Genomic DNA, 20896 nt, shown 5'->3' on the forward strand with positions numbered 1-20896 from the left:
GATACCGACCCTGACCAGGACCTTCGCAGATGAATTTCCAACTGACCCAAGAACAAGAAATGTTGGTGGAAGCGGTACGCAGCTTTGTTGCCAAAGAGCTGCTGCCCCATGAGGAAGCGGTGGACCGTGCCGATGCCGTGTCCCCGGAACTGGCCGCGCAGATCCGTGGCAAAGCCCTCGCTGCCGGGTTCTACGCCTTCAACATGCCCGAGGAAGTCGGCGGCGGTGGCCTGGACTACCTGTCCCAGGCGCTGATCGAACGCGAGCTGTCCAAGGTGTCCTGGGCGCTGCATGTGTTCGTTGCCCGGCCTTCGAAAATCCTCATGGCCTGCAAGGATGAGCAGATCAACGACTATCTGCTGCCCTGCGTGCAAGGCGAGAAAACCGACTGTTTCGCCCTCACCGAGCCGGGGGCCGGCTCTGATGCCAACGCCATCAAGACCCGCGCCGTGCGCCAGGGCGATGACTTTGTCATCAATGGCAGCAAGCATTTCATCAGCCACGCGGGCCATGCCGACTTCGCCATTGTCTTTGCCGTCACCGACACCTACGAGCACAACGGGCGCAAGCGCAACGCGGTCACGGCCTTCCTGGTGGACCGTGGTACGCCGGGCATGACCATCCGCCGTGGCCCCAAGTGCGTGAGCAACCGCGGCTATCACACTTATGAGCTGTTCTTCGACGATTGCCGGGTACCGGCCAGCAAGGTGCTGGGTGAAGTCGACAAAGGCTGGGAAGTGGCCAACGCCTGGCTCACCGCCGGCCGGGTGATGGTTGCCGCCAACTGCGTAGGCCAGGCCCAGCGCGCCCTCGACCTGTCGCTGCAATGGGCCGCCGATCGCAAGCAGTTCGGCCAGGCCATTGGCAGCTATCAAGGTGTGTCGTTCAAGCTGGCCGACATGGCCACGCAGATCCGCGCTGCCGAAATGCTTACCCTGCACACTGCCTGGAAGATGGACCAGGGCAGCATGACCGATGGCGAGGCGGGCATGGCCAAATTGTTCGCCAGTGAAGTGCTGGGCAAGGTGGCCGACGAAGCCGTGCAGATCTTCGGTGGCATGGGCCTGATGGATGAAGGGCCGGTCGAGCGCATCTGGCGCAATGCGCGCATCGAGCGCATCTGGGAGGGCACCTCGGAAATCCAGCGGCACATCATCGCCCGTGAACTGCTGCGCCCGCTGCTGCGCTGACCGGCCTGGAGAACGCACATGTCGCAATCGATTCGTGACAACCTCAAGCGCCTGCTGGCGCCCCGGCACCTGGCCTTCGTGGGTGGGCGCAGCATGGCGCGGGCGCTCAAGCGTTGCGCCGAAGGGGGCTTTGGTGGCGGGCTGTGGCTGGTCAACCCGCAGCACGAAAGCCTGGAGGGCATCCCTTGCGTAGCGCGGGTGGCCGACTTGCCCTATGCCCCGGACGCGGTGTTCATCGCCACCAACCGCGAGCTGACCTTGCAGTGTGTGGTCGAGCTGGCTGCCCGCGGGGCCGGTGGCGCCATCTGCTATGCCTCGGGCTTTGCCGAGTGTGGCGAGGAGGGCCGACAGTTGCAGCGGTGCCTGCTTGACGCTGCTGGCGACATGGCCTTGCTCGGCCCCAACTGCTACGGCCTGCTCGACTACCTGCACGGGGCCGCCCTGTGGCCGGTGGCCCATGGCGGCAAACAGGTGGAGAAGGGCGTGGCGATTCTCACCCAGAGCGGTAACTTCGCCTACAACCTGTCCATGAGCGACCGCTCGCTGCCGGTGGCCTACATGGCCTCGGTCGGTAACCAGGCGCAACTGGGTGTGGCCGAGTTGATGGACGTGCTGCTTGACGACCCACGGGTAACGGCGATCGGCCTGCATCTGGAAGGCCTGAAAAACGTGCCGGGCTTCGCGCGTGCCGCTCACAAAGCGCTGCAACAGGGCACGCCGATCATTGCCCTGAAAACGGGCGTGTCGCAGATCGGTGCTGAACTGGCGCTCAGCCACACCAGTTCGTTGTCCGGCTCCGATGCCTTGTACGACAGCCTGTTCCAGCGCTTGGGGGTGATCCGTGTCAGTGGCCCGGTCAGTTTTGTCGAAACGCTAAAGGCCGCCGCTTGCGGACGCTTGCCGGTCGACGGCGAGCTGATCGCATTGGCCTGTTCAGGTGGTGATGCCGGCCTGATTGCCGATTATGCCGAGCGCAACCAGTTGAACCTGCCAAGCCTTCAACAAGAACAGGTGACCGCACTGGCCGACGTGCTGCCAGCCTATGCCAACCTGGTAAACCCACTGGATTTCACCACCGCCATCTGGGGCGATGAAGCCGCCCTGCAACGCATGCTCGACAGCACGCTGAGCGGCGCAGCCGACGCGGCCATGCTGGTGCTGGATTACCCGGCGGCTTTTACCGGCGAACGCAAGGAGTGCGACTTGTTGTTGGCGCTTTACTGCGATGCGCTGGAACGCCACGGCAAGATCGGCTTCGTTACCTCGGCCTTCCCGGAATTGCTACCCGCCAGCGCACGTGAGCGGCTCCATGCACGCGGCATCGCTGCCTTGCAGGGCGTCGAGGACGGCTTGGCGGCCTGGGGCCGCATCGTCGGCTACCAACGCAACCGCCAGCGGCTGCTGGAGCAGGGCGAGGCCGCACACGTCCCGTTATGCCCGCAGGCGCTCACGGGCGAAAGCCGGTTGCTGGATGAATGGCAATCCAAGCAAGCGCTGCGCGCCTTTGGCTTGCCGGTGCCCGCGGGCGTACTCAGCACGCCCGAGCGTGCCGTGGCAGACGCCGCACGCGTGGGTTACCCGCTGGTGCTGAAGGCCGTCAGCGCGCAGTTGCCACACAAGACCGAAGCCGGTGCGGTGGCGCTGAACCTGCGCGATGTTGCTGCGCTGGAAGCCGCACTGGTGCAGATGCGCCAGCGCATCGCCGCCTACGCCCCGCACGTAGCATTCGAACAGATACTGCTCGAACCCATGGCCGAGCCGCCGCTGGCCGAGCTGATCGTTGGCATCAAGCGTGAGCACGACTTTGCCCTGGCTCTGGTGATGGGGGCCGGAGGCGTGTTGGTCGAACTGCTCAAAGACAGTGTCAGCCTGTTGTTGCCCACCACCGACAGCGCCATCCGTGCCGCACTGCTGAACCTGCGCAGCGCCAGCCTGCTGCAAGGCTTCCGCGGTCGCCCGGCCGCCGACCTCGACGCCCTGGTTGCAGCCATCCGCGCGGTGGCCGACTACGCCTGCGAAAACGCCGGGCACCTGCTGGAACTGGATGTGAACCCATTGATGGTGGGGGCCCGTGGCACCACTGCGGTCGACGCGTTGATCCGTCTCGGCCAGGCGCAAGGAGAACGACATGAATAACCACAGCATGACTGCCGGTCAGGCGCTGGTACGGCTGTTGGCCAACTACGGCGTGGAGACCGTGTTCGGCATCCCCGGCGTGCATACCCTGGAGCTGTACCGTGGCCTGCCGGGCAGTGGCATTCGCCATGTGCTGACCCGCCACGAGCAGGGCGCCGGCTTCATGGCCGACGGCTACGCCCGGGTCAGTGGCAAGCCTGGGGTGTGCTTTGTGATCACCGGGCCGGGCGTGACCAACGCCGCCACCGCCATCGGCCAGGCCTATGCCGACTCCATCCCGATGCTGGTGATTTCCAGCGTCAACCACACCGCCAGCCTGGGCAAGGGTTGGGGCTGCCTGCACGAAACCCAGGACCAGCGTGCCATGACAGCGCCGATCACCGCGTTTTCCGCTGTGGCCCTGCGCGGCGAAGACCTGCCCGAGCTGATCGCCCGCGCCTGGGCCGTGTTCGACAGCGAACGGCCGCGCCCGGTACACATTTCGGTGCCGCTGGACGTGCTGGCCGCACCGGTAAGCCGCGACTGGAGCAACGAGGTGGTGCGCCGCCCCGGCCGTGGCCAGCCGTGCCGGGAAACCCTCGACCGGGCGGCCCTGAAGCTGGCGGCGGCCAAGCGGCCGATGATCATCGCCGGCGGGGGGGCGCTGCACGCTGCCGAGCCACTGGAGCAGTTGAGCACTCGCCTGGCGGCACCGGTGTTCACCAGCGTGGCCGGCAAGGGCCTGCTGCCACCGGACGCGCCACTCAATGCCGGCTCTAGCCTGTGCGTGGAGCCCGGTTGGCAACTCATCAGCGAGGCCGATGTGGTGCTGGCCGTGGGCACCGAAATGGCCGACACCGATTTCTGGCGCGAGCGCCTGCCGATCACGGGTGAACTGCTGCGCGTGGACATCGACCCGCGCAAGTTCAACGACTTCTACCCCTGTGCCATGGCCCTGCACGGCGATGCCCGGCAAACCCTGTGCGGTTTGCTCGACCACCTGCCGGAGCTCGCCCGCGAACCGGCTCAGGCCCACGACGCCGTGGCCAACCTGCGCCAGGCCATCCGCAACGGGCATGCGCCATTGCAGGCCACGCACCAGGCCATTCTGGACCGCATTGCCGCCGTGCTGCCCGACGACGCGTTCATCAGCAGCGACATGACCCAGCTGGCCTACACCGGCAACTACGCTTTCGCCAGCCGGGCGCCACGCAGCTGGCTGCACCCCACCGGCTACGGCACCCTCGGCTACGGCCTGCCGGCCGGCATCGGCGGCATGCTCGCCACCGATCACCGCCCAGGCCTGGTGCTGGTGGGCGACGGCGGTTTTCTTTACACCGCCCAGGAACTGGCCACTGCGGTCGAAGAACTGGACCGCCCGTTGGTCGTGCTGCTGTGGAACAATGACGCCCTCGGTCAGATCCGTGACGACATGCTCGGCCTGGACATCGAACCGGTCGGCGTACTGCCGCGCAACCCGGACTTCATCGGCCTGGCCCGCGCCTTTGGTTGCGCAGTGCGCCAGCCGCGAGACCTGGACGCGCTGCAGGCCGACCTGGCCATTGGCTTCGCCACACCTGGCGTGACCTTTATCGAACTCAAACATACCTGTGTGCGCTAAACCGCGCACAACACCCATAACAAGAGAAACCACCATGCCATTTCGCCGTACCCTTCTGGCCGCTTCCCTGGCCCTGCTGATCACTGGCCAGGCTCCGCTGTACGCTGCGCCGCCGCTGTCGATGGACAACGGCACCACCGCTTTGACCGTGCAAAACAGCAACGCCTGGGTCGAAATCAGCGCCAGCGCCCTGCAACACAACATCCGCACCTTGCAGGCCGAACTGGCCGGCAAGTCCAAGCTGTGTGCCGTGCTCAAGGCCGATGCCTATGGCCACGGTGTCGGCCTGGTGATGCCGTCGATCATTGCCCAGGGCGTGCCCTGTGTGGCGGTGGCCAGCAACGAGGAAGCCCGCGTGGTCCGCGCCAGTGGCTTTACCGGGCAACTGGTACGGGTGCGCCTGGCCAGCCTCAGCGAAGTGGAAGAGGCCTTGCAGTACGACATGGAAGAACTGGTGGGCAGTGCCGAATTCGCCCGCCAGCTCGACGCCATCGCCGAGCGCCATGGCAAGCCCCTGCGCATCCACCTGGCGCTCAATTCCAGCGGCATGAGCCGCAACGGGGTGGAGATGAGCACCTGGTCCGGCCGTGGCGAAGCGTTGCAGATCACCGACCAGAAGCACCTCAAGCTGGTTGCGCTGATGACCCACTTTGCGGTGGAAGACAAGGACGATGTGCGCAAGGGCCTGGCAGCGTTCAACGAGCAGACCGACTGGCTGATCAAGCACGCCAAGCTCGACCGCAGCAAGCTCACCCTGCACGCCGCCAACTCGTTCGCTACGCTGGAGGTGCCGGAAGCGCGCCTGGACATGGTGCGCACCGGTGGCGCGCTGTTCGGTGACACCGTGCCGAGCCACACCGAGTACCAGCGTGCCATGCAGTTCAAGTCGCGTGTGGCTGCCGTGCACAGCTACCCGGCCGGCAACACCGTCGGCTACGACCGCACCTTTACCTTGGCTCGTGACTCTCGGCTGGCCAACATCACCGTCGGTTACTCCGACGGTTACCGCCGGGCGTTCACCAACAAGGGCCATGTGCTGATCAACGGCCACCGTGTGCCGGTAGTGGGCAAGGTGTCGATGAACACGCTGATGGTCGATGTCACCGACTTCCCGGATGTGAAAGGGGGCAACGAAGTGGTGCTGTTCGGCAAGCAGGCTGGGGGCGAGATCACTCAGGCCGAAATGGAAGACATCAACGGCGCGTTGCTCGCCGACCTGTACACCGTGTGGGGCAGTTCCAACCCGAAGATCCTCGTCGACTGAACCCGCCATTGAAGGGAGATTGCCATGCGCTACGCCACGCTCACCCAACGCATCGCCGGCGACGGGGCTGCTGCCTGGGACATCCACTACCGCGCCCTGGCGCTGCAGGCCGAGGGCAAGGACATCCTGTTGCTGTCGGTGGGTGACCCGGACTTCGACACCCCTGCGCCGATTGTCCAGGCGGCCATCGACAGCCTGCGAGCGGGCCACACCCATTACGCCGATGTGCGCGGCAAGCTGGCCTTGCGCCAGGCCATCGCCAACCGCCACCGGCAGCGCAGCGGCCAAGCCGTCAGTGCGGACCAGGTGACCGTGTTGGCGGGGGCTCAGTGCGCGCTGTACTGCGTGGCCCAGTGCGTGCTGGACCCGGGCGACGAGGTGATCGTTGCCGAGCCCATGTATGTCACGTACGAGGCCGTGTTCGGTGCTTGTGGTGCCAAGGTGATACCGGTGCCGGTCAAGCCGGAGAACGGTTTTCGCGTCTGCCCGCGAGACGTGGCCGAGCGCATCACGCCGCGCACCCGCGCGCTGGCCCTGAACAGCCCGCACAATCCCTCGGGTGCAAGCCTGCCCCGTGCGACCTGGGAAGCACTCGCCGAATTGTGCATCGCCCATGACCTGTGGCTGATCTCCGACGAGGTGTACAGCGAGTTGCTGTACGAAGGCGAACATGTCAGCCCAGCCAGCCTGCCGGGTATGGCTGAACGTACCGCCACCCTCAACAGCCTGTCGAAATCGCATGCCATGACCGGCTGGCGGATGGGCTGGGTGGTCGGCTCGAAGGAACTGGCCACGCACCTGGAAAACCTCGCCCTGTGCATGCTGTACGGTTCGCCGGACTTCATCCAGGACGCTGCAGTGGTGGCGCTGGAGCAGCAGTTGCCCGAACTGGACGCCATGCGCGAGGCCTATCGCCAGCGCCGTGACTTGGTGTGCGAACAACTGGCTGGCTGCCCGGGCCTCAAGGCGTTGAAGCCCGATGGTGGCATGTTCGTGATGGTCGATATCCGCGAAACCGGCCTCAGTGCCCAGGCCTTTGCCAACCGCCTGCTGGACAGCCAGGGCGTGTCGGTACTGGCCGGCGAAGCCTTTGGCCCCAGCGCCGCCGGGCATATTCGCCTGGGGCTGGTGCTGGGTAACGATGCGCTGGTCGATGCCTGCCAGCGCATCGCCCGCTGTGCCGGCGAGCTGATGCAAGGCTAAGCGACGGCGGCCAGACAACCTGTTTTGTGCAAGGAGAACACGAGTGAATGTACTGATCGTCCACGCTCACCCCGAGCCACAATCGTTTACCGCCGCACTGCGCGACCAGGCCGTGGAAACCTTCCGTGCCCAGGGCCACCAGGTGCAGGTCAGCGACTTGTACGCCATGGGCTGGAACCCGGTGGCCAGTGCCGAAGACTTTACCCAGCGTGAGAACCCGGAGTATCTGGTGTATGCCCTGGAGCAACGCCAGGGGGTCAAGCGCGGTGCCATTGCCGAGGACATCCAGCAGGAGCTGGACAAGCTGCTGTGGGCTGACCTGCTGGTGCTTAACTTCCCGATCTTCTGGTTCTCGGCGCCGGCCATGCTCAAGGGCTGGATCGACCGGGTGCTGGTGTCGGGGGTGTGCTATGGCGGCAAGCGCTTCTACGACCAGGGTGGTTTGGCGGGCAAGAAGGCGCTGGTGACCGTGACCCTGGGCGGGCGCGAGCACATGTTTGGCGAAGGGGCGATTCATGGGCCGCTGGAAGACATGTTGCGGCCGATTCTGCGGGGTACGCTGGCCTACGTGGGGTTCGAGGTGTTGCCGCCGTTCGTGGCCTGGCATGTGCCGTATATCAGCGATGAGGCGCGCCAGGGCTTCTTGCAGCAATACCGACAGCGGCTGGAGCAGCTCTCGGATGATCAGCCGCTGGTGTTCCCGCGGTTGGCGCAGTTCGATGAGGCTTTGTACCCGCTGACCTGACCTTTCTCCTGTACTGACCATAGGGGCCGCGTTGCGGCCCTTTCGCGACACAAGGCCGCTCCCACAAGGACAGCTCAGGCATCGAAGCTGACGGTAATCCTGTGGGAGCGGCCTTGTGTCGCGAAAGGGCTGCAAAGCAGCCCCAAAGATTCGGCAGGCTGTTGAGATCCACCTGCTAAAAAACGACCACCCACACATTCGGGGTATGTTCCCCCTCGGCAAATCCCCCGATAGTGAACCCATCGGCTCGATCCGGAGCATTCACACGATGGAGTTGCCATGCGCAAGGTACTGAAGGTGATGGGTGGTCTGCTGCTGGTGTCTGGCGCCAGCCTTGCCCAGGCGGCAGAGGTGGACAGCGGCAACACGCTGCGGTTGTACAACTGGACCGACTACATCGGCGAAACCACCTTGGCCGACTTCGAGAAGGCCACCGGCATCAAGGTCATCTACGACACCTTCGACGGCTACGAAACGGTACAGACCAAACTGCTCACCGGCCGTTCCGGTTACGACCTGGTCATGCTCAACGCCTCCCTGGTACCCCCGCTGATCAGCGCCGGGGTGTTCCAGGCGCTGGACAAGCAGCAACTGCCCAGCTGGCACAACCTCGACCAGCAAGTGGTTAACAACCTGCAGGGCTACGACCCAGGCCTCAAGTACTCGGCGCCCTACACCTGGGGCAGTTCGGGGGTCACTTACAACGTCGACAAGATCACCGCACGCATGCCCGACGCCCCCATCGGCTCGCTGGCCATGCTGTTCGACCCCAAGATCGTCTCGCGCTTCGCCGACTGTGGCGTCACCCTGATGGACGCGCCCACCGAGGTCATCCCGCTGGCCCTGCAATACCTGGGCAAGGACCCGCGCAGCGCATCTGCGGCCGACCTCAAGGCTGCCGAACAACTGCTGCTGAGCATCCGCCCCTACATTCGCAAGTTCGACTCGGTCAACTACCTCACCAGCCTGCCCAATGGCGATGTCTGCCTGGCACTGACCTGGTCTGGCGACTACGCCACCGCCCAGGCCCGTGCGGTGGAGGCGAAGAAGGACATCAAGCTGTCGTTCTTCATCCCCCAGGAAGGCTCGTTGATCTGGTTCGACAACCTGTACATCCCCAAGGATGCGTCGCACACGGCCAACGCCCACCGCTTCATCGAGTTTTTGCTGCAGCCGCAGACCATGGCCAAGGTCACCGACTACATCCACTACGCCAACAGCAACGCCGCCGCCACAGCGCTGGTGCATGACGACATCCGCCAGGACCCGGCCATCTACCCCGATTCATCCACCCGCGAACGCCTGTTCGCGCAGAAAAACCAGAGCCCCAAGGACATGCGCGCCATTACCCGGGTCTGGAGCACGGTCAAGACCGGTTTCTGAACACTGCCCAACGATTCCCGCCAAGGAGCTGCCCATGGCCACCCCAAGCAAAGCATTCGCCATCGCCCACGACCCGCTGGTGGAAGCCGACAAGGCCCACTACATGCACGGCTACCATGTGTTCGACGAGCACCGCGAGCAAGGCGCACTGAACATCGTCGCCGGCGAGGGCGCGTACATTCGCGACACCCACGGCAACCGCTTCCTTGATGCTGTTGGCGGCATGTGGTGCACCAACATCGGCCTGGGCCGTGAGGAAATGGCCTTGGCCATCGCCGACCAGGTGCGCCAACTGGCCTATTCCAACCCGTTCTCCGACATGGCCAACGATGTGGCCATCGAGCTGTGCCAGAAACTTGCGCAGCTGGCCCCCGGCGACCTGAACCATGTGTTCCTCACCACCGGCGGCTCGACCGCTGTCGACACCGCCTACCGGCTGATCCAGTACTACCAGAACTGCCGCGGCAAGCCACACAAGAAGCACATCATTGCTCGCTACAACGCCTACCACGGCTCCACCACCCTGACCATGTCGATCGGCAACAAGGCCGCCGACCGGGTGCCGGAGTTCGATTATCACCATGACCTGATCCACCACGTCTCCAACCCCAACCCGTACCGTGCGCCGGACGACATGGACGAGGCCGAGTTCCTCGACTTCCTGGTGGCCGAGTTCGAGGACAAGATCCTCTCGCTGGGCGCCGACAACGTGGCGGCGTTCTTCGCCGAGCCAATCATGGGGTCGGGCGGGGTGATCATTCCGCCCCAAGGCTATTTCCAGCGCATGTGGCAGCTGTGCCAGACCTACGACATCTTGTTCGTCGCCGACGAGGTGGTGACCTCGTTCGGGCGCCTGGGTACCTTCTTCGCCAGCGAGGAACTGTTTGGCGTTACCCCCGACATCATCACCACCGCCAAGGGCCTGACCTCGGCCTACCTGCCGCTGGGCGCGTGCATTTTCTCCGAGCGCATCTGGCAGGTTATCGCCGAGCCGGGCAAGGGCCGTTGCTTCACCCATGGTTTCACGTACAGCGGTCACCCGGTGTGCTGCACGGCGGCGCTGAAGAACATCGAGATCATCGAGCGCGAGCAGTTGCTGGAGCACGTCAAGGACGTTGGCAGCTATCTGGAGCAACGCCTGCAAAGCCTGCGCGAGTTGCCGCTGGTGGGCGATGTGCGTTGCATGAAGCTGATGGCCTGCGTCGAGTTCGTGGCCGACAAGGCCAGCAAGGCGCTGTTCCCGGATGAGGTGAACATCGGCGAGCGTATCCACAGCAAGGCCCAGGCCAAGGGGCTGCTGGTACGCCCGATCATGCACCTGAACGTGATGTCGCCGCCGTTGATCATCACCCATGCGCAGGTGGATGAAATCGTCGAGACCCTGCGCCAGTGCATCATCGAAACCGCGCGCGAACTCACCGCGCTTGGCCTGTACCGGGGCCGATGAGCCTGGCGCAAAGGGCTGTGCGGGGGCGTGCCTGGCAGGCTAGACTGCCGGGCATGACCCAGGCCACCCCCGACACCCCGCTTACCCTCACCATGGGCGCGCTGCAGCAATGGCATGCGGCGTTGCAGCGCGCGCTGGCCAATAGCGAAACGCCTGAGGCGCTGGAGTATGTGGCCGCTGCCATCGGCCAGCTGGTGCAGGTGGAATCGATGATGATCAGCCTGGAGTGCCAGGGGCGGGCGCCGCAGCTGTTGTACCAGCAAGGCATCCCCGAACTGCACCGTGCCGCTGTGCTGGAACGCTACTTCAGCGCCGGCTACCTGCTTGACCCGTTCTGCCTGGCCGTGCAAGGCGGCCTGGCAGAAGGCTTTTACCACCTGCAGGAAATCGCCCCCGACAACTTCCTCGACAGCGACTACTACAAGGCTTATTACCTGGCCACCGGTTGCAGCGAAGACAGCTACTACATCGTCGACCTCAGCGCGGGTCGCAAGCTGTCATTGAGCCTGTTCCAAGGTTGCAGCGGTACGCCCCTGAGTGCCGGGCAGGTCGACCTGCTGCGGGCGCTGGAGCCGATGGTGCGCGAACTGCTGGGGCGCTATGCCCGGCATAACCTGGAGCCTGGCACCGCATCGGTTGAGCGCGGCGGCTTGCAGGCGGCGTTCGACAGCTTTGGCTGCCAGGTGCTGACCGACCGCGAGCGCGAGGTGGCACACATGATTCTGCGCGGACACTCGGTAAAATCCACCGCGCTGGAGCTGGGTATCTCGCCTGAGACGGTGCGCATGCACCGCAAGAACCTGTACCTGAAGCTGGAGATCAACTCCCAGTCCGAGTTGTTTGCACGGTTTATCGACTGGTTGCGTCAGGGGAGTGCGGTGGTGGTCGCTTGATGCTTTTCTGTTAGCTTTTTTCGTCAGAAACTGCCTTTTGTTAAAGTTTTCGCAACGCCGTTAGTCAATTCGTGCGTACCCGGTTAGCGTTTTCGCGTAAATTCTTTTAATTGGTAGTGTTTTCGTACCGAAGGTAAAGGATTCAGCAATGCAGGTAGGCTTCAAGGCGTTGGCCGATCGGTATGGCATCACGATGGTGCAGCCGCTTCGCGTCGAATCGATGATCGGGACGACCCGGGTGAGCCGTGACAGCGACGGGCTCATTGTGAATCAGTACCCGCCAAGCTATCGGCCATCCGACAGCTTTGCAGGCCATTTCGAATTCGGTCTTAAGTACGAGGAAATTCACCTCGAATTCTTTGCGCGCTTGTTCGCAGCCGTGGGGCCTGAGCCGATCGAGGCCTGGTGCAGGCAATCCCCCTTTGGCCAGTTTGCCCGGCGTACCGGTTTTTTCTACGAATGGCTCACCGCAACCCGTCTGGATATACCGGATATTGGCAATGGTGCTTACTGCGATGCTGTTGCCAGCCAAAAGTACTTGGTACGTACCCTGCCATTGCGTGTGCGTCGCTGGCGGGTAAATGACAACCTGCCTGGCACGCCTGGCTTTTGCCCGATGTTGCGCCGTACTGAGGAGATTCAAAACGCGTTGGCATTCGACCTGACGGCTGCGCTGGGTGAACTCGACCAGGCATTTGGTGCCGACATTCTGATGCGCAGTGCGAGTTGGTTGACCTTCAAGGAGTCGCGCGCCAGCTTTCTGATCGAAAAAGAAGCCGACCAAGCTGACAGAATCCAACGGTTTGCACATGTCATTGCCAGGTACTGTGGCATTGTCGAAGAGCCGTTGAGCGAGCGAACACTGCACAAATTACAGGCCGGGATATTGGGGCACGAAGCGCTTGGCCTAGGGTTGCGGCAGTCCCCTGTTTTTGTTGGGCAAGCGACCATGCGCGAAGATATCGTGCACTACATTGCGCCCCATTACACGCAGGTCGCGGAGCTGATTGAGGGGCTCAAGGCCTTCGAAGCTGCTACACGGGGTGCTGAATCATTAGCCAGAGCTGCAGTTTTGGCATTCGGCTTCGTGTACATCCACCCAATGCGTGATGGCAACGGTCGGATTCATCGGTTTCTCATCAACGACACCTTGATTCGTGACAAGGCCATGCCGGCTGGGGTCATCCTGCCGGTGTCTGCCACGATCACCAGCTCAATCGCATTTCGTGTGGGCTACGACCAAGTGCTGGATGTTTTTTCCAGGCCGTTCATGCAGCGCTATGGGGCGTCGTACCGTTTCGGCAAAACCACTACATACGCTGACGGCACGTCGAGCAACTTCATGTTCGATGAGTACGATGATGCAGCCGTAGCCTGGCGATACCCGGACTTGACCGCACACGTGCTGTATACCGCTCAGGTCGTTGCGCAAACCGTGCGCAAGGAAATGGCCGATGAAGCGCGGGTGCTGGTGGTATTCCGGCGTGCACAGGAGCGCCTGAAGGACGTGCTGGAAATGCCCGATCAGGATGCCAATCGCATCATCCGCTCGCTCAAGGAAAACGGCTGGCACGTGTCCGGTAAATTGAAAAAAGCTTATCCACAACTGGAGGATGCTGCGCGGGCCGAGCGCGTTGTGCAGGCTGTGCGCTCGGCTTTCGAAGGCGACCTATAGGGTGCTTAGCGGGAGGCCAGTCGAGCCTCCAGCGCGGCGATGTGCGCCTGCAGCCGTTCATGTTCCAGGCGCTCGGCGCTGATGTCTTCGAACACGCTGATCAGGTGTTCCGGCTCGCCATTGGCATGGCGCTGCAACGAGGTGCGGGCGCGGACCCAGATGTACGCGCCGTTCTTGTGGCGCACGCGCTTTTCCACTTCGTAGCGCTCGGTTTCACCGGCCAGCATGCGTTGTAACAGCTGCAGGTTCTGCGCCAGGTCGTCAGCGTGGGTGATCTGCTGGAAGGTCATGCCGTAGAGCTCTTCGGCGCGGTAGCCCAGCAGCTCGCACAGGCTGTTGTTGACCCGCTGCCAGGTGCCGTCCGGGTCGATGTAGGCGAGGGCGCCCCAGGCCAGTTCGAAGATTGCCCGGAAGCGTTCCTCGCTTTGGCTCAGCGCCTGTTGGGCCACCTGGCGCTCGGTGTTGTCCATGCTGATGCCGACCATTTTCACCGAGCGCCCGGCGCTGTCGCGCACTACGGTGGCGCGGGAGGAAATCCAGCGTATTTCGCCATCGGGGCGGGTGATGCGGAAGTCGCACTCACAACCCGTGCCTTCGGCTACCGCCTCGGCGTACATCGCCTGCATGCGCTGCACGTCTTCGTCGGGCAGGTGCTTCCAGAAGTCTTCGTTGTGGTGCACCGGCCAGCCGTACACCTGCTCGACGTTAGGCGAGTAGGTGACTTCGTCGCTGATCAGGTTCCACTCCCAGGTGACGATGCGCGCGCCTTCCTGGGCCAGCTTCATGCGCGTTTCGCTTTCCATGATCTCGGCGGTCAGGCGCCGGCGCAGGTCGGTCATCGGCAGTTCGACCACCTGCGGTTGCTGGATGTTCTGCAGGGCTTCGTCGCCATAGCGTAGCCAGATCCAGTTGACCTTGAGAAAGTCGGCCAGCTTGCGCAGGTTGTCGTAGTCGATCTCGCCGCCACGGGTCCACTTGTGCACTGCGGTGCGCGAGATGCCCAAGGCCGTGCCCACGGCTTGCAGGGTCAGCTTGTGATGCTCAAGCAGTTCCTTGAGGCGGAAGGCAAAGCTGTTTTCCAACATCGGCAGGGTGTCCTGATCTGGGCCAAGAGCCTGCCAGTATACGCAAGCCGTCAACTTTTGGTTGACGGCCTTTGCAACGCTAACTTACAGATCCAGCACCAGCCGCGCCGTACGGGCGCGCGAGACGCACAGCATGATGCTCTGCTGGGCAGCCTTCTCCTCGTCGCTCAGGTACTGGTCATAATGCTCGGCCTCGCCCTCCAGAATGGCGGTCTCGCACGTACCGCACACGCCTTCGCGGCACAGGCACTCGACCTTGGCGGCCTTGGACTTTTCAATGGCCTGCAGAATGGTCATGCCTTCTTCCACCTGCAACTCCACGCCCGACTGCGCCAGCACCACGGTAAAGGCGCTGCCGGTGACGGGGGTGGCGGCAAACTGTTCCCAATGCACGCGGTGCTCGGCAATGCCGGCCTGGGCCGCGCAGGCGATGACCGCGTCGATCAGTGGTTTGGGGCCGCACACGTACAGGTGCGCTTGCTCGTCCAGCCCGGCGCACAAGGCGGCCAGGTCGAGCTTGCGGTCGAGGCTGTCGATGTAGAAACGGGTATTGGCCGCGTGCGGGCCATTGGCCAGTTGCTCCTGAAACGCGCCGTGTTCCGGTGCGCGGAAGGCATAGTGCAGCTCGTAGTCGGTGCTGCCGCCTTCCAGCTCATGCAGTTGCGCGAGGAACGGGGTAATGCCGATACCGCCGGCAATCAGCACATGGCGGCCAGCAGAAGGGTCCAGGGCAAACAGGTTGTTGGGCGACGAAATGGTCAGGCGGGTGCCGACTTCCACCTGCTGGTGCATGAACGCCGAGCCGCCCTTGGACTGCTCTTCCAGGCGCACGCCAATCTGGTAGCTGCGGGTGTCGCGCGGGTCGCTCATCAGCGAGTAGGCGTTGCTGAACTGGCTGCCGTCGGCGCCTTGCATCTGCACGATGACGTGGCTGCCACCGGTGAAGGCGGGCATCGCCGCGCCGTCTTCGCGGGCCAGGGTAAAGCGCTTGATCAGCGGCGTGGCGTGTTCCACGTCGGTTACGCGGACGCTGAACATTTCATAAGTGTTGGCCATGGTTCACCTCGACTGCCGGGGTGCGCGGCAGGCCCTGCCGCGCACCTTTACATGCACATTAACGTGGAGCGGTTGCCATCAATCGTCGAGGTGGGCCACGGCGATCAGGTTGTGGAAGTGGGCGATGCCGTGTTCGCTCATGCCGCTGCGCTCGCGGTCGGCCATGATGCGGCCCTGGCCACGGTAGCCACGCGATTTCAGGCCCTTTTGCACGCTTTCGACCAGGCGCAGGTCTTCTGGGCGGAACACTTCGCGGTACCAGTCGATCAGCTTCTGCTGCTCTTCAGTGATGTCCTTGTTGAGGAAGTAGATGTCGTAGTGCTGCAGGGTGGTTTCGGCATCGACCGGGAACTCGTAGATCACGGTCATGAAGTTGGCCCCTGGCGGCACGTTGAACATGGTGCATGGCCAGGCCCAGAAGCCGGCGAACGACGGGTCTTTCACGTTTTCGTCGAACTTGAACGACTGCTCCGAAGGCTTGGCCAGGCCGTACTGCAGGGTCCAGTTGCCGTGCAGGCTGTGGCTGTACTGGCCAACGTCCACCGAGTCGGAAAAGCCCGGGTGCGCCGGGGCGCAGTGGTAGCACTCCAGGTAGTTGTCGACGATCGACTTCCAGTTGGCCGGGGTGTCGCTGACGAAGCGCGCGGCCAGGTGCAGGTCGTCGATTACCGCGCAGGCTTCACGCATGCGGGCTTGCATACCTGGCAGCTGGTCTTCGACGGAGCCGGCGTCCATGTCCATGTTGATGAAGATGAACCCGGCGTATTCTTCTACGCGCAGCTGCACCAGGGTGGAATTTTCCTTGTCGAAGTTGACCACGTTGTCGCAGTTGCGGGCGTGGGCCAGCTCGCCGTCGAGCTTGAAGGTCCAGGCGTGGTACGGGCAGGTGATGACGTTCTTGGCCTTGCCGCTGCCGCTGAGCAGCTGGTGGCCACGGTGCGGGCAGACGTTGTAGAACGCACGCAGCACGCTGTCACGGCCGCGCACGACAATGATGCTTTCGCCAATCACTTCGCGGGTGATGTAGGCGTTGTTGTCTGCCACTTCGCTGCGGTGGCCCACGCAGATCCAGCTGCGGGCAAAGATGGCTTCTTTCTCGTGCTCGAACACGGCGGCCTGGGTGTAGAAGTTGGCCGGGATGGTGAAGGCCTCGTCGGCATTCGCGCAGAAATCGGCGGGCAGGCGTTTGAAGTCGTTCATGACAGGTATCTCACAAGCTCGGTTTATAGTTGTTGGTTAACGCGTATCTGTTGGTTAACAGATCAGGCAAAAAAATTTGCAGCCTTGCAAAGGGGCTGTGGCACAGCCCCGATGATTCAATCAATGCACGGCAGCAGCGCTGCGCGGGGCATGCTCGGTGGGTTCCTCTCCAGCCATGCGTGCAGCTTCTTCCTCGATGACGTGGGCCGATACCTGGCCGTAGTCAGCGATCATCCACTTGAAGAAGCCGTAGATCTTCACCAGCAAAATCACCATGAACGGGATCGCGGTCAGCACCACGGCCGTCTTCATGGTCGACAGCGAGGCCTTGGCGAACAGCATGGCCAGCGGCACCAGGGTCAGCACCACGCACCAGAACAGGCGGTGGGTTGGCGTCGGGTCGTCGCCTTCACGCAGGTTGCGGGTGCTGGTGGCGGCCACCGCGTAGGCTGCGGCATCCATGTGCGAAGCACAGAAGATGGCCATGATGAACAGGTACACACCGAGGAACACCTGGCCCCACGGCAAGGCCAGCAACAAGTGCGTCACGGCCGATTCGCCGCCTTGTTCAGCGAGCATCTTCGGTACATCCACCGCGCCGGTGATGAACTGGTGCATGCTGTAGCTTTCCAGCGCGCCGAAGAAGAACCAGCAACCGAAGCTGCCACCCAGCAGCAGGGCCAGCACCACTTCCTTGATCTGCCGGCCACGCGAAACGCGGGTGACGAACATGGCCACGCCTGGTGCGTACGACACCCACCACAGCCAGTAGAACACCGTCCAGTTGCGGGTGAAGGCGCCGTCGCCGGCCGGGTCGGTGAACAGGCTCATGTGCACGTAGTTCTGGATCATCAGGCCAATCGAGTTGGCGGTGTTGTTGATGGTGAACTGGGTCGGGCCGACCAGCAGGATCACGGCAGCAAACACCAGCGCGCCGATGCACACCATCTTGCTCAGGCGCTGCAGGCCACCATCGATACCGATGTACGAGCTGAGCGAGAACATCACCGCCACGCCACCGATCACCATCAGTTGCACGGTGAAGGTGTCTGGGGTGCCGGTCAGGTCATGCAGGCCACGGGTGAGGGTAGAAGCGGTCAGGGCCAGCGACACGGTCAGTGCGCCCATCATGGTCAGCAGGAAGATCAGGTCGACGCTGCGGCCCACCGGGCCGGTGGCCTTGAAGCCGGTCACCGCTTCGACGATCGAGGCCAGGTTCAGGCCGCTCTTCTTGCGTACATGGAAGTGATAAGCCATGGCCAGCGAAGCCAGGGCGTAGATCGACCAGGCGCTGATACCCCAGTGGAAGAACGAGTAGCCGACGCTGTATTCCAGCGCCTTCGGGGTGGCGGCGGCGATGTTCAGGCCCGGGGTCTGGTAGTAGTAGGCCCACTCCATCACACCCCAGTAGAGGGTCGACGACCCCATGCCGGCGCAGATGAACATGAACACCCAGGTGGCGGTGGCATATTCCGGCTTGCCACTGCCCAGGCGGATGTTGCCGTACTTGCTGAAGGCCAGGTACAGCACGGCCAGGGTACTGGCGAACACCAGCACCTGCACGCTGGTACCGAAGGTGCGGGTGGACAGCTCGAACAACTGGTTGGCGGCGCTTTCAGCCTGGGCGGGGAAGGCTGCAAGGCCAATCACGGTGAGCAGTACGGCAATCAGGCTCACGGTAATCAGGAACACATCAATCTTTTTATTCTTGTGCGACATCATCGTCTCCTGGACGTTGGCGTACTTGTTATACCCGGCAGGCATCCGGGGTACTGCGGTGCTGCTCCTTCCTTGGTTGTTAACCTTTAGTTGACTAGAATCTAACGGTTAACAGATTTTGCATACAATCCACGCCGCTCGCAAGAGGCAAGGGGCCGATTGTCAGACAGTTCTGACAATCGGCCCCTGTGCATCAGGCTTCGACCAGTGCGGTAATGGCCTGGCCCACTTGTTGGGTGGACTGCTGGCCACCCATGTCGCGGGTCACCTCACCGGCGGCGATGACCTGCTCGATGGCCTTGAGGATGTCGTCGTGGGCGGCGCGGTAACGTGGATCGGCGCCGTCGTTGCCGAGGAAGTCCAGCATCAGTGCGCCCGACCAGATCATCGCGATCGGGTTGGCGATGTTCTTGCCGTAGATGTCTGGTGCCGAGCCGTGTACCGGTTCGAACAGCGACGGGAACTTGCGCTCGGGGTTGAGGTTGGCGGACGGTGCGATGCCGATGGTGCCAGCGCAGGCCGGGCCGAGGTCGGACAGGATGTCGCCAAACAGGTTCGAGGCTACAACCACGTCGAAGCGGTCGGGCTGCAGCACGAAGCGGGCGCAGAGGATATCAATGTGCTGCTTGTCCCAGCTGATTTCCGGATAATTGGCAGCCATGGCTGCGGTGCGCTCGTCCCAGTACGGCATGCTCACGGCCATGCCGTTGGACTTGGTGGCCGAGGTGACGTGCTTGCGCTCGCGGGTCTGGGCCACGTCGAAGGCATACTTGAGGATGCGGTCGACACCGCGGCGGGTGAACACCGACTCCTGCAGCACGAACTCGTTCTCGGTGCCTTCGAACATGCGGCCACCCAGGGAGGAGTATTCGCCTTCGGTGTTTTCGCGGATGACCACGAAGTCGATGTCACCTGGCTCACGGCCAGCCAGCGGGCACGGCACGCCCGGGAACAGGCGCACCGGGCGAATGTTCACGTACTGGTCGAAATCGCGGCGGAACTTGAGCAGCGAACCCCACAGCGAGATGTGGTCCGGCACCTTGTCTGGCCAGCCCACGGCACCGAAGTACAGGGCGTCGAAGTCCTTGAGCTGTTCGAACCAGTCGTCCGGCATCATCTTGCCGTGGGCCAGGTAGTAATCGCAGCTGGCCCACTCGAAGAACTCGAAGCTGATATCCAGGCCGTGCTTGCGCGCAGCGGCCTCGACCACGCGAATGCCTTCTGGCAGTACTTCGTTGCCGATGCCGTCGCCAGGGATTGCCGCGATTCTGAAGGTCTTGCTCATGGGGTGCACTCGTTGTCTAGGGAACAGGTGCTGGCCATGCTATAAGGGCTTGCTTCGGAGATAATCTGGCCAATCATGGATTCTTGGAACACGCTACGTGAATAATCTGCCCAGCCTCGACGACCTCAACATTTTCCTGCAGGTGGCCAAACGTGCCAGCTTCGCGGCCGTGGCCGACGAGTTGGGTATGTCGGCGGCGTACATCAGCAAACGCATTCGCATGCTCGAACAAACCCTGGAGGTGCGGCTGCTGCACCGCACCACACGGCGGGTAACGGTGAGCGAGGAGGGCGAGCGGGTGTATCAATGGGCGTTGCAGATATTCGATGCCGTGCAGCGCATGGGCGATGACATCAGCGCCCAGCACCGCGAGCCGGCCGGCCAGCTGCGTATTGCCAGCAGCCTGGGGCTGGGCCGGCGCTTCGTGGCGCCGGCCTTGTCGGAGCTGGCCGAACGCTACCCGCGACTGGACATTCGCCTGGACGTGCACGACCGCCTGGTGGACCTGATTGCGGAGGGCGTGGACCTGGACATCCGCGTGGGTAATGCCATTGCCCCCAACCTGATTGCCAAGCCGCTGGCGCGTAACCGCCGGGTGCTGTGCGCCGCGCCGGCCTACCTGGCGCGGCGCGGTACGCCCAAGGTGCTGGGCGACCTGGCCAGCCATGATTGCCTGGTAATCAAGGAGCGTGATCACCCGTTTGGTGTGTGGCAACTGATGGGGCCTAACGGCGAAGAAAGCGTGCGGGTGACCGGCGGCCTGTCGACCAACCATGGCGAAGTGGCGCACCAGTGGTGCTTGGACGGGCGGGGAATACTGCTGCGGTCGTGGTGGGACGTGCACGACAGCCTGCAGGACGGGCGGCTGGTGCAGGTGCTGGAGGACTATCACCAGCCAGCGGATATCTGGGCGGTGTACACCTCGCCGCTGGCCAGTTCGGCCAAGGTGCGGGTGGCGGTGGACTTTTTTCGGCAGTACTTTGCCGAGCGTTACAGCTTGCCGGGGTAGGCCGCT

Annotated in this window: 16 protein-coding genes; 11 read left to right on the forward strand and 5 right to left on the reverse strand. The window is 63.2% G+C overall.

Annotated features, from left to right (window positions below; all coding sequences use genetic code 11):
- Nucleotides 1-29 precede the first annotated feature (29 nt).
- From A0O30_RS25455 to A0O30_RS25500, 10 genes are all read left to right on the forward strand, one after another.
- Nucleotides 30-1190 carry an acyl-CoA dehydrogenase family protein gene (locus A0O30_RS25455; RefSeq protein ID WP_105948524.1) on the forward strand — a complete coding sequence of 387 codons (1161 nt, stop codon included), beginning with the start codon at nt 30-32 and terminating at the stop codon, nt 1188-1190.
- A gap of 18 nt (nt 1191-1208) precedes the next feature.
- On the forward strand, nt 1209-3326 hold the full coding sequence (locus A0O30_RS25460; RefSeq protein WP_105948525.1) for an acetate--CoA ligase family protein: 2118 nt from the start codon (nt 1209-1211) through the stop codon (nt 3324-3326).
- The gene (locus tag A0O30_RS25465) at nt 3319-4926 is read left to right on the forward strand and encodes a 5-guanidino-2-oxopentanoate decarboxylase (RefSeq protein ID WP_105948526.1); all 1608 of its coding nucleotides are present in this window, start codon (nt 3319-3321) and stop codon (nt 4924-4926) included. The genes A0O30_RS25460 and A0O30_RS25465 overlap by 8 nt, the downstream gene beginning before the upstream one ends.
- Before the next feature lie 34 nt (nt 4927-4960).
- Nucleotides 4961-6190, forward strand: a complete 1230-nt coding sequence (alr, locus tag A0O30_RS25470) for an alanine racemase (protein ID WP_105948527.1) — start codon at nt 4961-4963, stop codon at nt 6188-6190.
- Between the two features lie 24 nt (nt 6191-6214).
- The gene (locus A0O30_RS25475; protein WP_105948528.1) at nt 6215-7393 is read left to right on the forward strand and encodes a pyridoxal phosphate-dependent aminotransferase; all 1179 of its coding nucleotides are present in this window, start codon (nt 6215-6217) and stop codon (nt 7391-7393) included.
- A 43-nt stretch (nt 7394-7436) separates the two neighbouring features.
- A complete protein-coding gene (locus tag A0O30_RS25480) occupies nt 7437-8138 on the forward strand; it encodes an NAD(P)H-dependent oxidoreductase (RefSeq protein ID WP_105948529.1) in 702 nt (233 codons plus the stop codon).
- A 279-nt stretch (nt 8139-8417) separates the two neighbouring features.
- Nucleotides 8418-9521: a polyamine ABC transporter substrate-binding protein gene (locus A0O30_RS25485; protein WP_105948530.1), complete on the forward strand. Its 1104-nt coding sequence runs from the start codon at nt 8418-8420 to the stop codon at nt 9519-9521.
- A gap of 34 nt (nt 9522-9555) precedes the next feature.
- Complete coding sequence (locus A0O30_RS25490; protein ID WP_105948531.1) at nt 9556-10968, forward strand: aminotransferase; 1413 nt, start codon at nt 9556-9558, stop codon at nt 10966-10968.
- Between the two features lie 53 nt (nt 10969-11021).
- On the forward strand, nt 11022-11861 hold the full coding sequence (locus tag A0O30_RS25495) for a helix-turn-helix transcriptional regulator (RefSeq protein WP_177410313.1): 840 nt from the start codon (nt 11022-11024) through the stop codon (nt 11859-11861).
- Nucleotides 11862-12009: 148 nt separating this feature from the next.
- A complete protein-coding gene (locus tag A0O30_RS25500) occupies nt 12010-13536 on the forward strand; it encodes a Fic family protein (protein ID WP_105948533.1) in 1527 nt (508 codons plus the stop codon).
- A gap of 5 nt (nt 13537-13541) precedes the next feature.
- Here the strand turns inward: A0O30_RS25500 and A0O30_RS25505 are convergent, their stop codons facing one another.
- The 5 genes from A0O30_RS25505 to A0O30_RS25525 all read right to left on the reverse strand — a co-directional run bounded on the left by A0O30_RS25505 (nt 13542) and on the right by A0O30_RS25525 (nt 19881).
- Nucleotides 13542-14621, reverse strand: coding sequence for a helix-turn-helix transcriptional regulator (locus tag A0O30_RS25505; protein ID WP_105948534.1), 1080 nt, complete (start codon nt 14619-14621; stop codon nt 13542-13544).
- A gap of 84 nt (nt 14622-14705) precedes the next feature.
- Entirely contained in the window at nt 14706-15677 is a 972-nt protein-coding gene (locus A0O30_RS25510; protein ID WP_105948535.1) for a PDR/VanB family oxidoreductase, read from the reverse strand.
- Nucleotides 15678-15755: 78 nt separating this feature from the next.
- Nucleotides 15756-16877, reverse strand: a complete 1122-nt coding sequence (locus A0O30_RS25515) for an aromatic ring-hydroxylating dioxygenase subunit alpha (protein ID WP_105948536.1) — start codon at nt 16875-16877, stop codon at nt 15756-15758.
- 120 nt (nt 16878-16997) lie between these two features.
- The gene (locus tag A0O30_RS25520; RefSeq protein WP_105948537.1) at nt 16998-18596 is read right to left on the reverse strand and encodes a BCCT family transporter; all 1599 of its coding nucleotides are present in this window, start codon (nt 18594-18596) and stop codon (nt 16998-17000) included.
- A 193-nt stretch (nt 18597-18789) separates the two neighbouring features.
- The gene (locus A0O30_RS25525; RefSeq protein WP_105948538.1) at nt 18790-19881 is read right to left on the reverse strand and encodes a tartrate dehydrogenase; all 1092 of its coding nucleotides are present in this window, start codon (nt 19879-19881) and stop codon (nt 18790-18792) included.
- Between the two features lie 97 nt (nt 19882-19978).
- On the opposite strand from A0O30_RS25525, the gene A0O30_RS25530 reads away from it, so the two are divergent.
- Entirely contained in the window at nt 19979-20890 is a 912-nt protein-coding gene (locus A0O30_RS25530; RefSeq protein WP_105948539.1) for a LysR substrate-binding domain-containing protein, read from the forward strand.
- Nucleotides 20891-20896 lie beyond the last annotated feature (6 nt).

The sequence above is a fragment of the Pseudomonas sp. LLC-1 genome (genome assembly GCF_002992185.1).
GTDB lineage: Bacteria > Pseudomonadota > Gammaproteobacteria > Pseudomonadales > Pseudomonadaceae > Aquipseudomonas > Aquipseudomonas monteilii.

Coding starts and splice junctions, on each gene's coding strand:
- A0O30_RS25495 (WP_177410313.1), top strand. CDS start 11,022: ATGACCCAGGCCACCCCCGACACCCCGCTTACCCTCACCATGGGCGCG.
- A0O30_RS25500 (WP_105948533.1), top strand. CDS start 12,010: ATGCAGGTAGGCTTCAAGGCGTTGGCCGATCGGTATGGCATCACGATG.
- A0O30_RS25525 (WP_105948538.1), bottom strand. CDS start 19,881: ATGAGCAAGACCTTCAGAATCGCGGCAATCCCTGGCGACGGCATCGGC.
- A0O30_RS25490 (WP_105948531.1), top strand. CDS start 9,556: ATGGCCACCCCAAGCAAAGCATTCGCCATCGCCCACGACCCGCTGGTG.
- A0O30_RS25505 (WP_105948534.1), bottom strand. CDS start 14,621: ATGTTGGAAAACAGCTTTGCCTTCCGCCTCAAGGAACTGCTTGAGCAT.
- A0O30_RS25510 (WP_105948535.1), bottom strand. CDS start 15,677: ATGGCCAACACTTATGAAATGTTCAGCGTCCGCGTAACCGACGTGGAA.
- A0O30_RS25485 (WP_105948530.1), top strand. CDS start 8,418: ATGCGCAAGGTACTGAAGGTGATGGGTGGTCTGCTGCTGGTGTCTGGC.
- A0O30_RS25475 (WP_105948528.1), top strand. CDS start 6,215: ATGCGCTACGCCACGCTCACCCAACGCATCGCCGGCGACGGGGCTGCT.
- A0O30_RS25455 (WP_105948524.1), top strand. CDS start 30: ATGAATTTCCAACTGACCCAAGAACAAGAAATGTTGGTGGAAGCGGTA.
- A0O30_RS25515 (WP_105948536.1), bottom strand. CDS start 16,877: ATGAACGACTTCAAACGCCTGCCCGCCGATTTCTGCGCGAATGCCGAC.
- A0O30_RS25520 (WP_105948537.1), bottom strand. CDS start 18,596: ATGTCGCACAAGAATAAAAAGATTGATGTGTTCCTGATTACCGTGAGC.
- A0O30_RS25465 (WP_105948526.1), top strand. CDS start 3,319: ATGAATAACCACAGCATGACTGCCGGTCAGGCGCTGGTACGGCTGTTG.
- alr (WP_105948527.1), top strand. CDS start 4,961: ATGCCATTTCGCCGTACCCTTCTGGCCGCTTCCCTGGCCCTGCTGATC.
- A0O30_RS25460 (WP_105948525.1), top strand. CDS start 1,209: ATGTCGCAATCGATTCGTGACAACCTCAAGCGCCTGCTGGCGCCCCGG.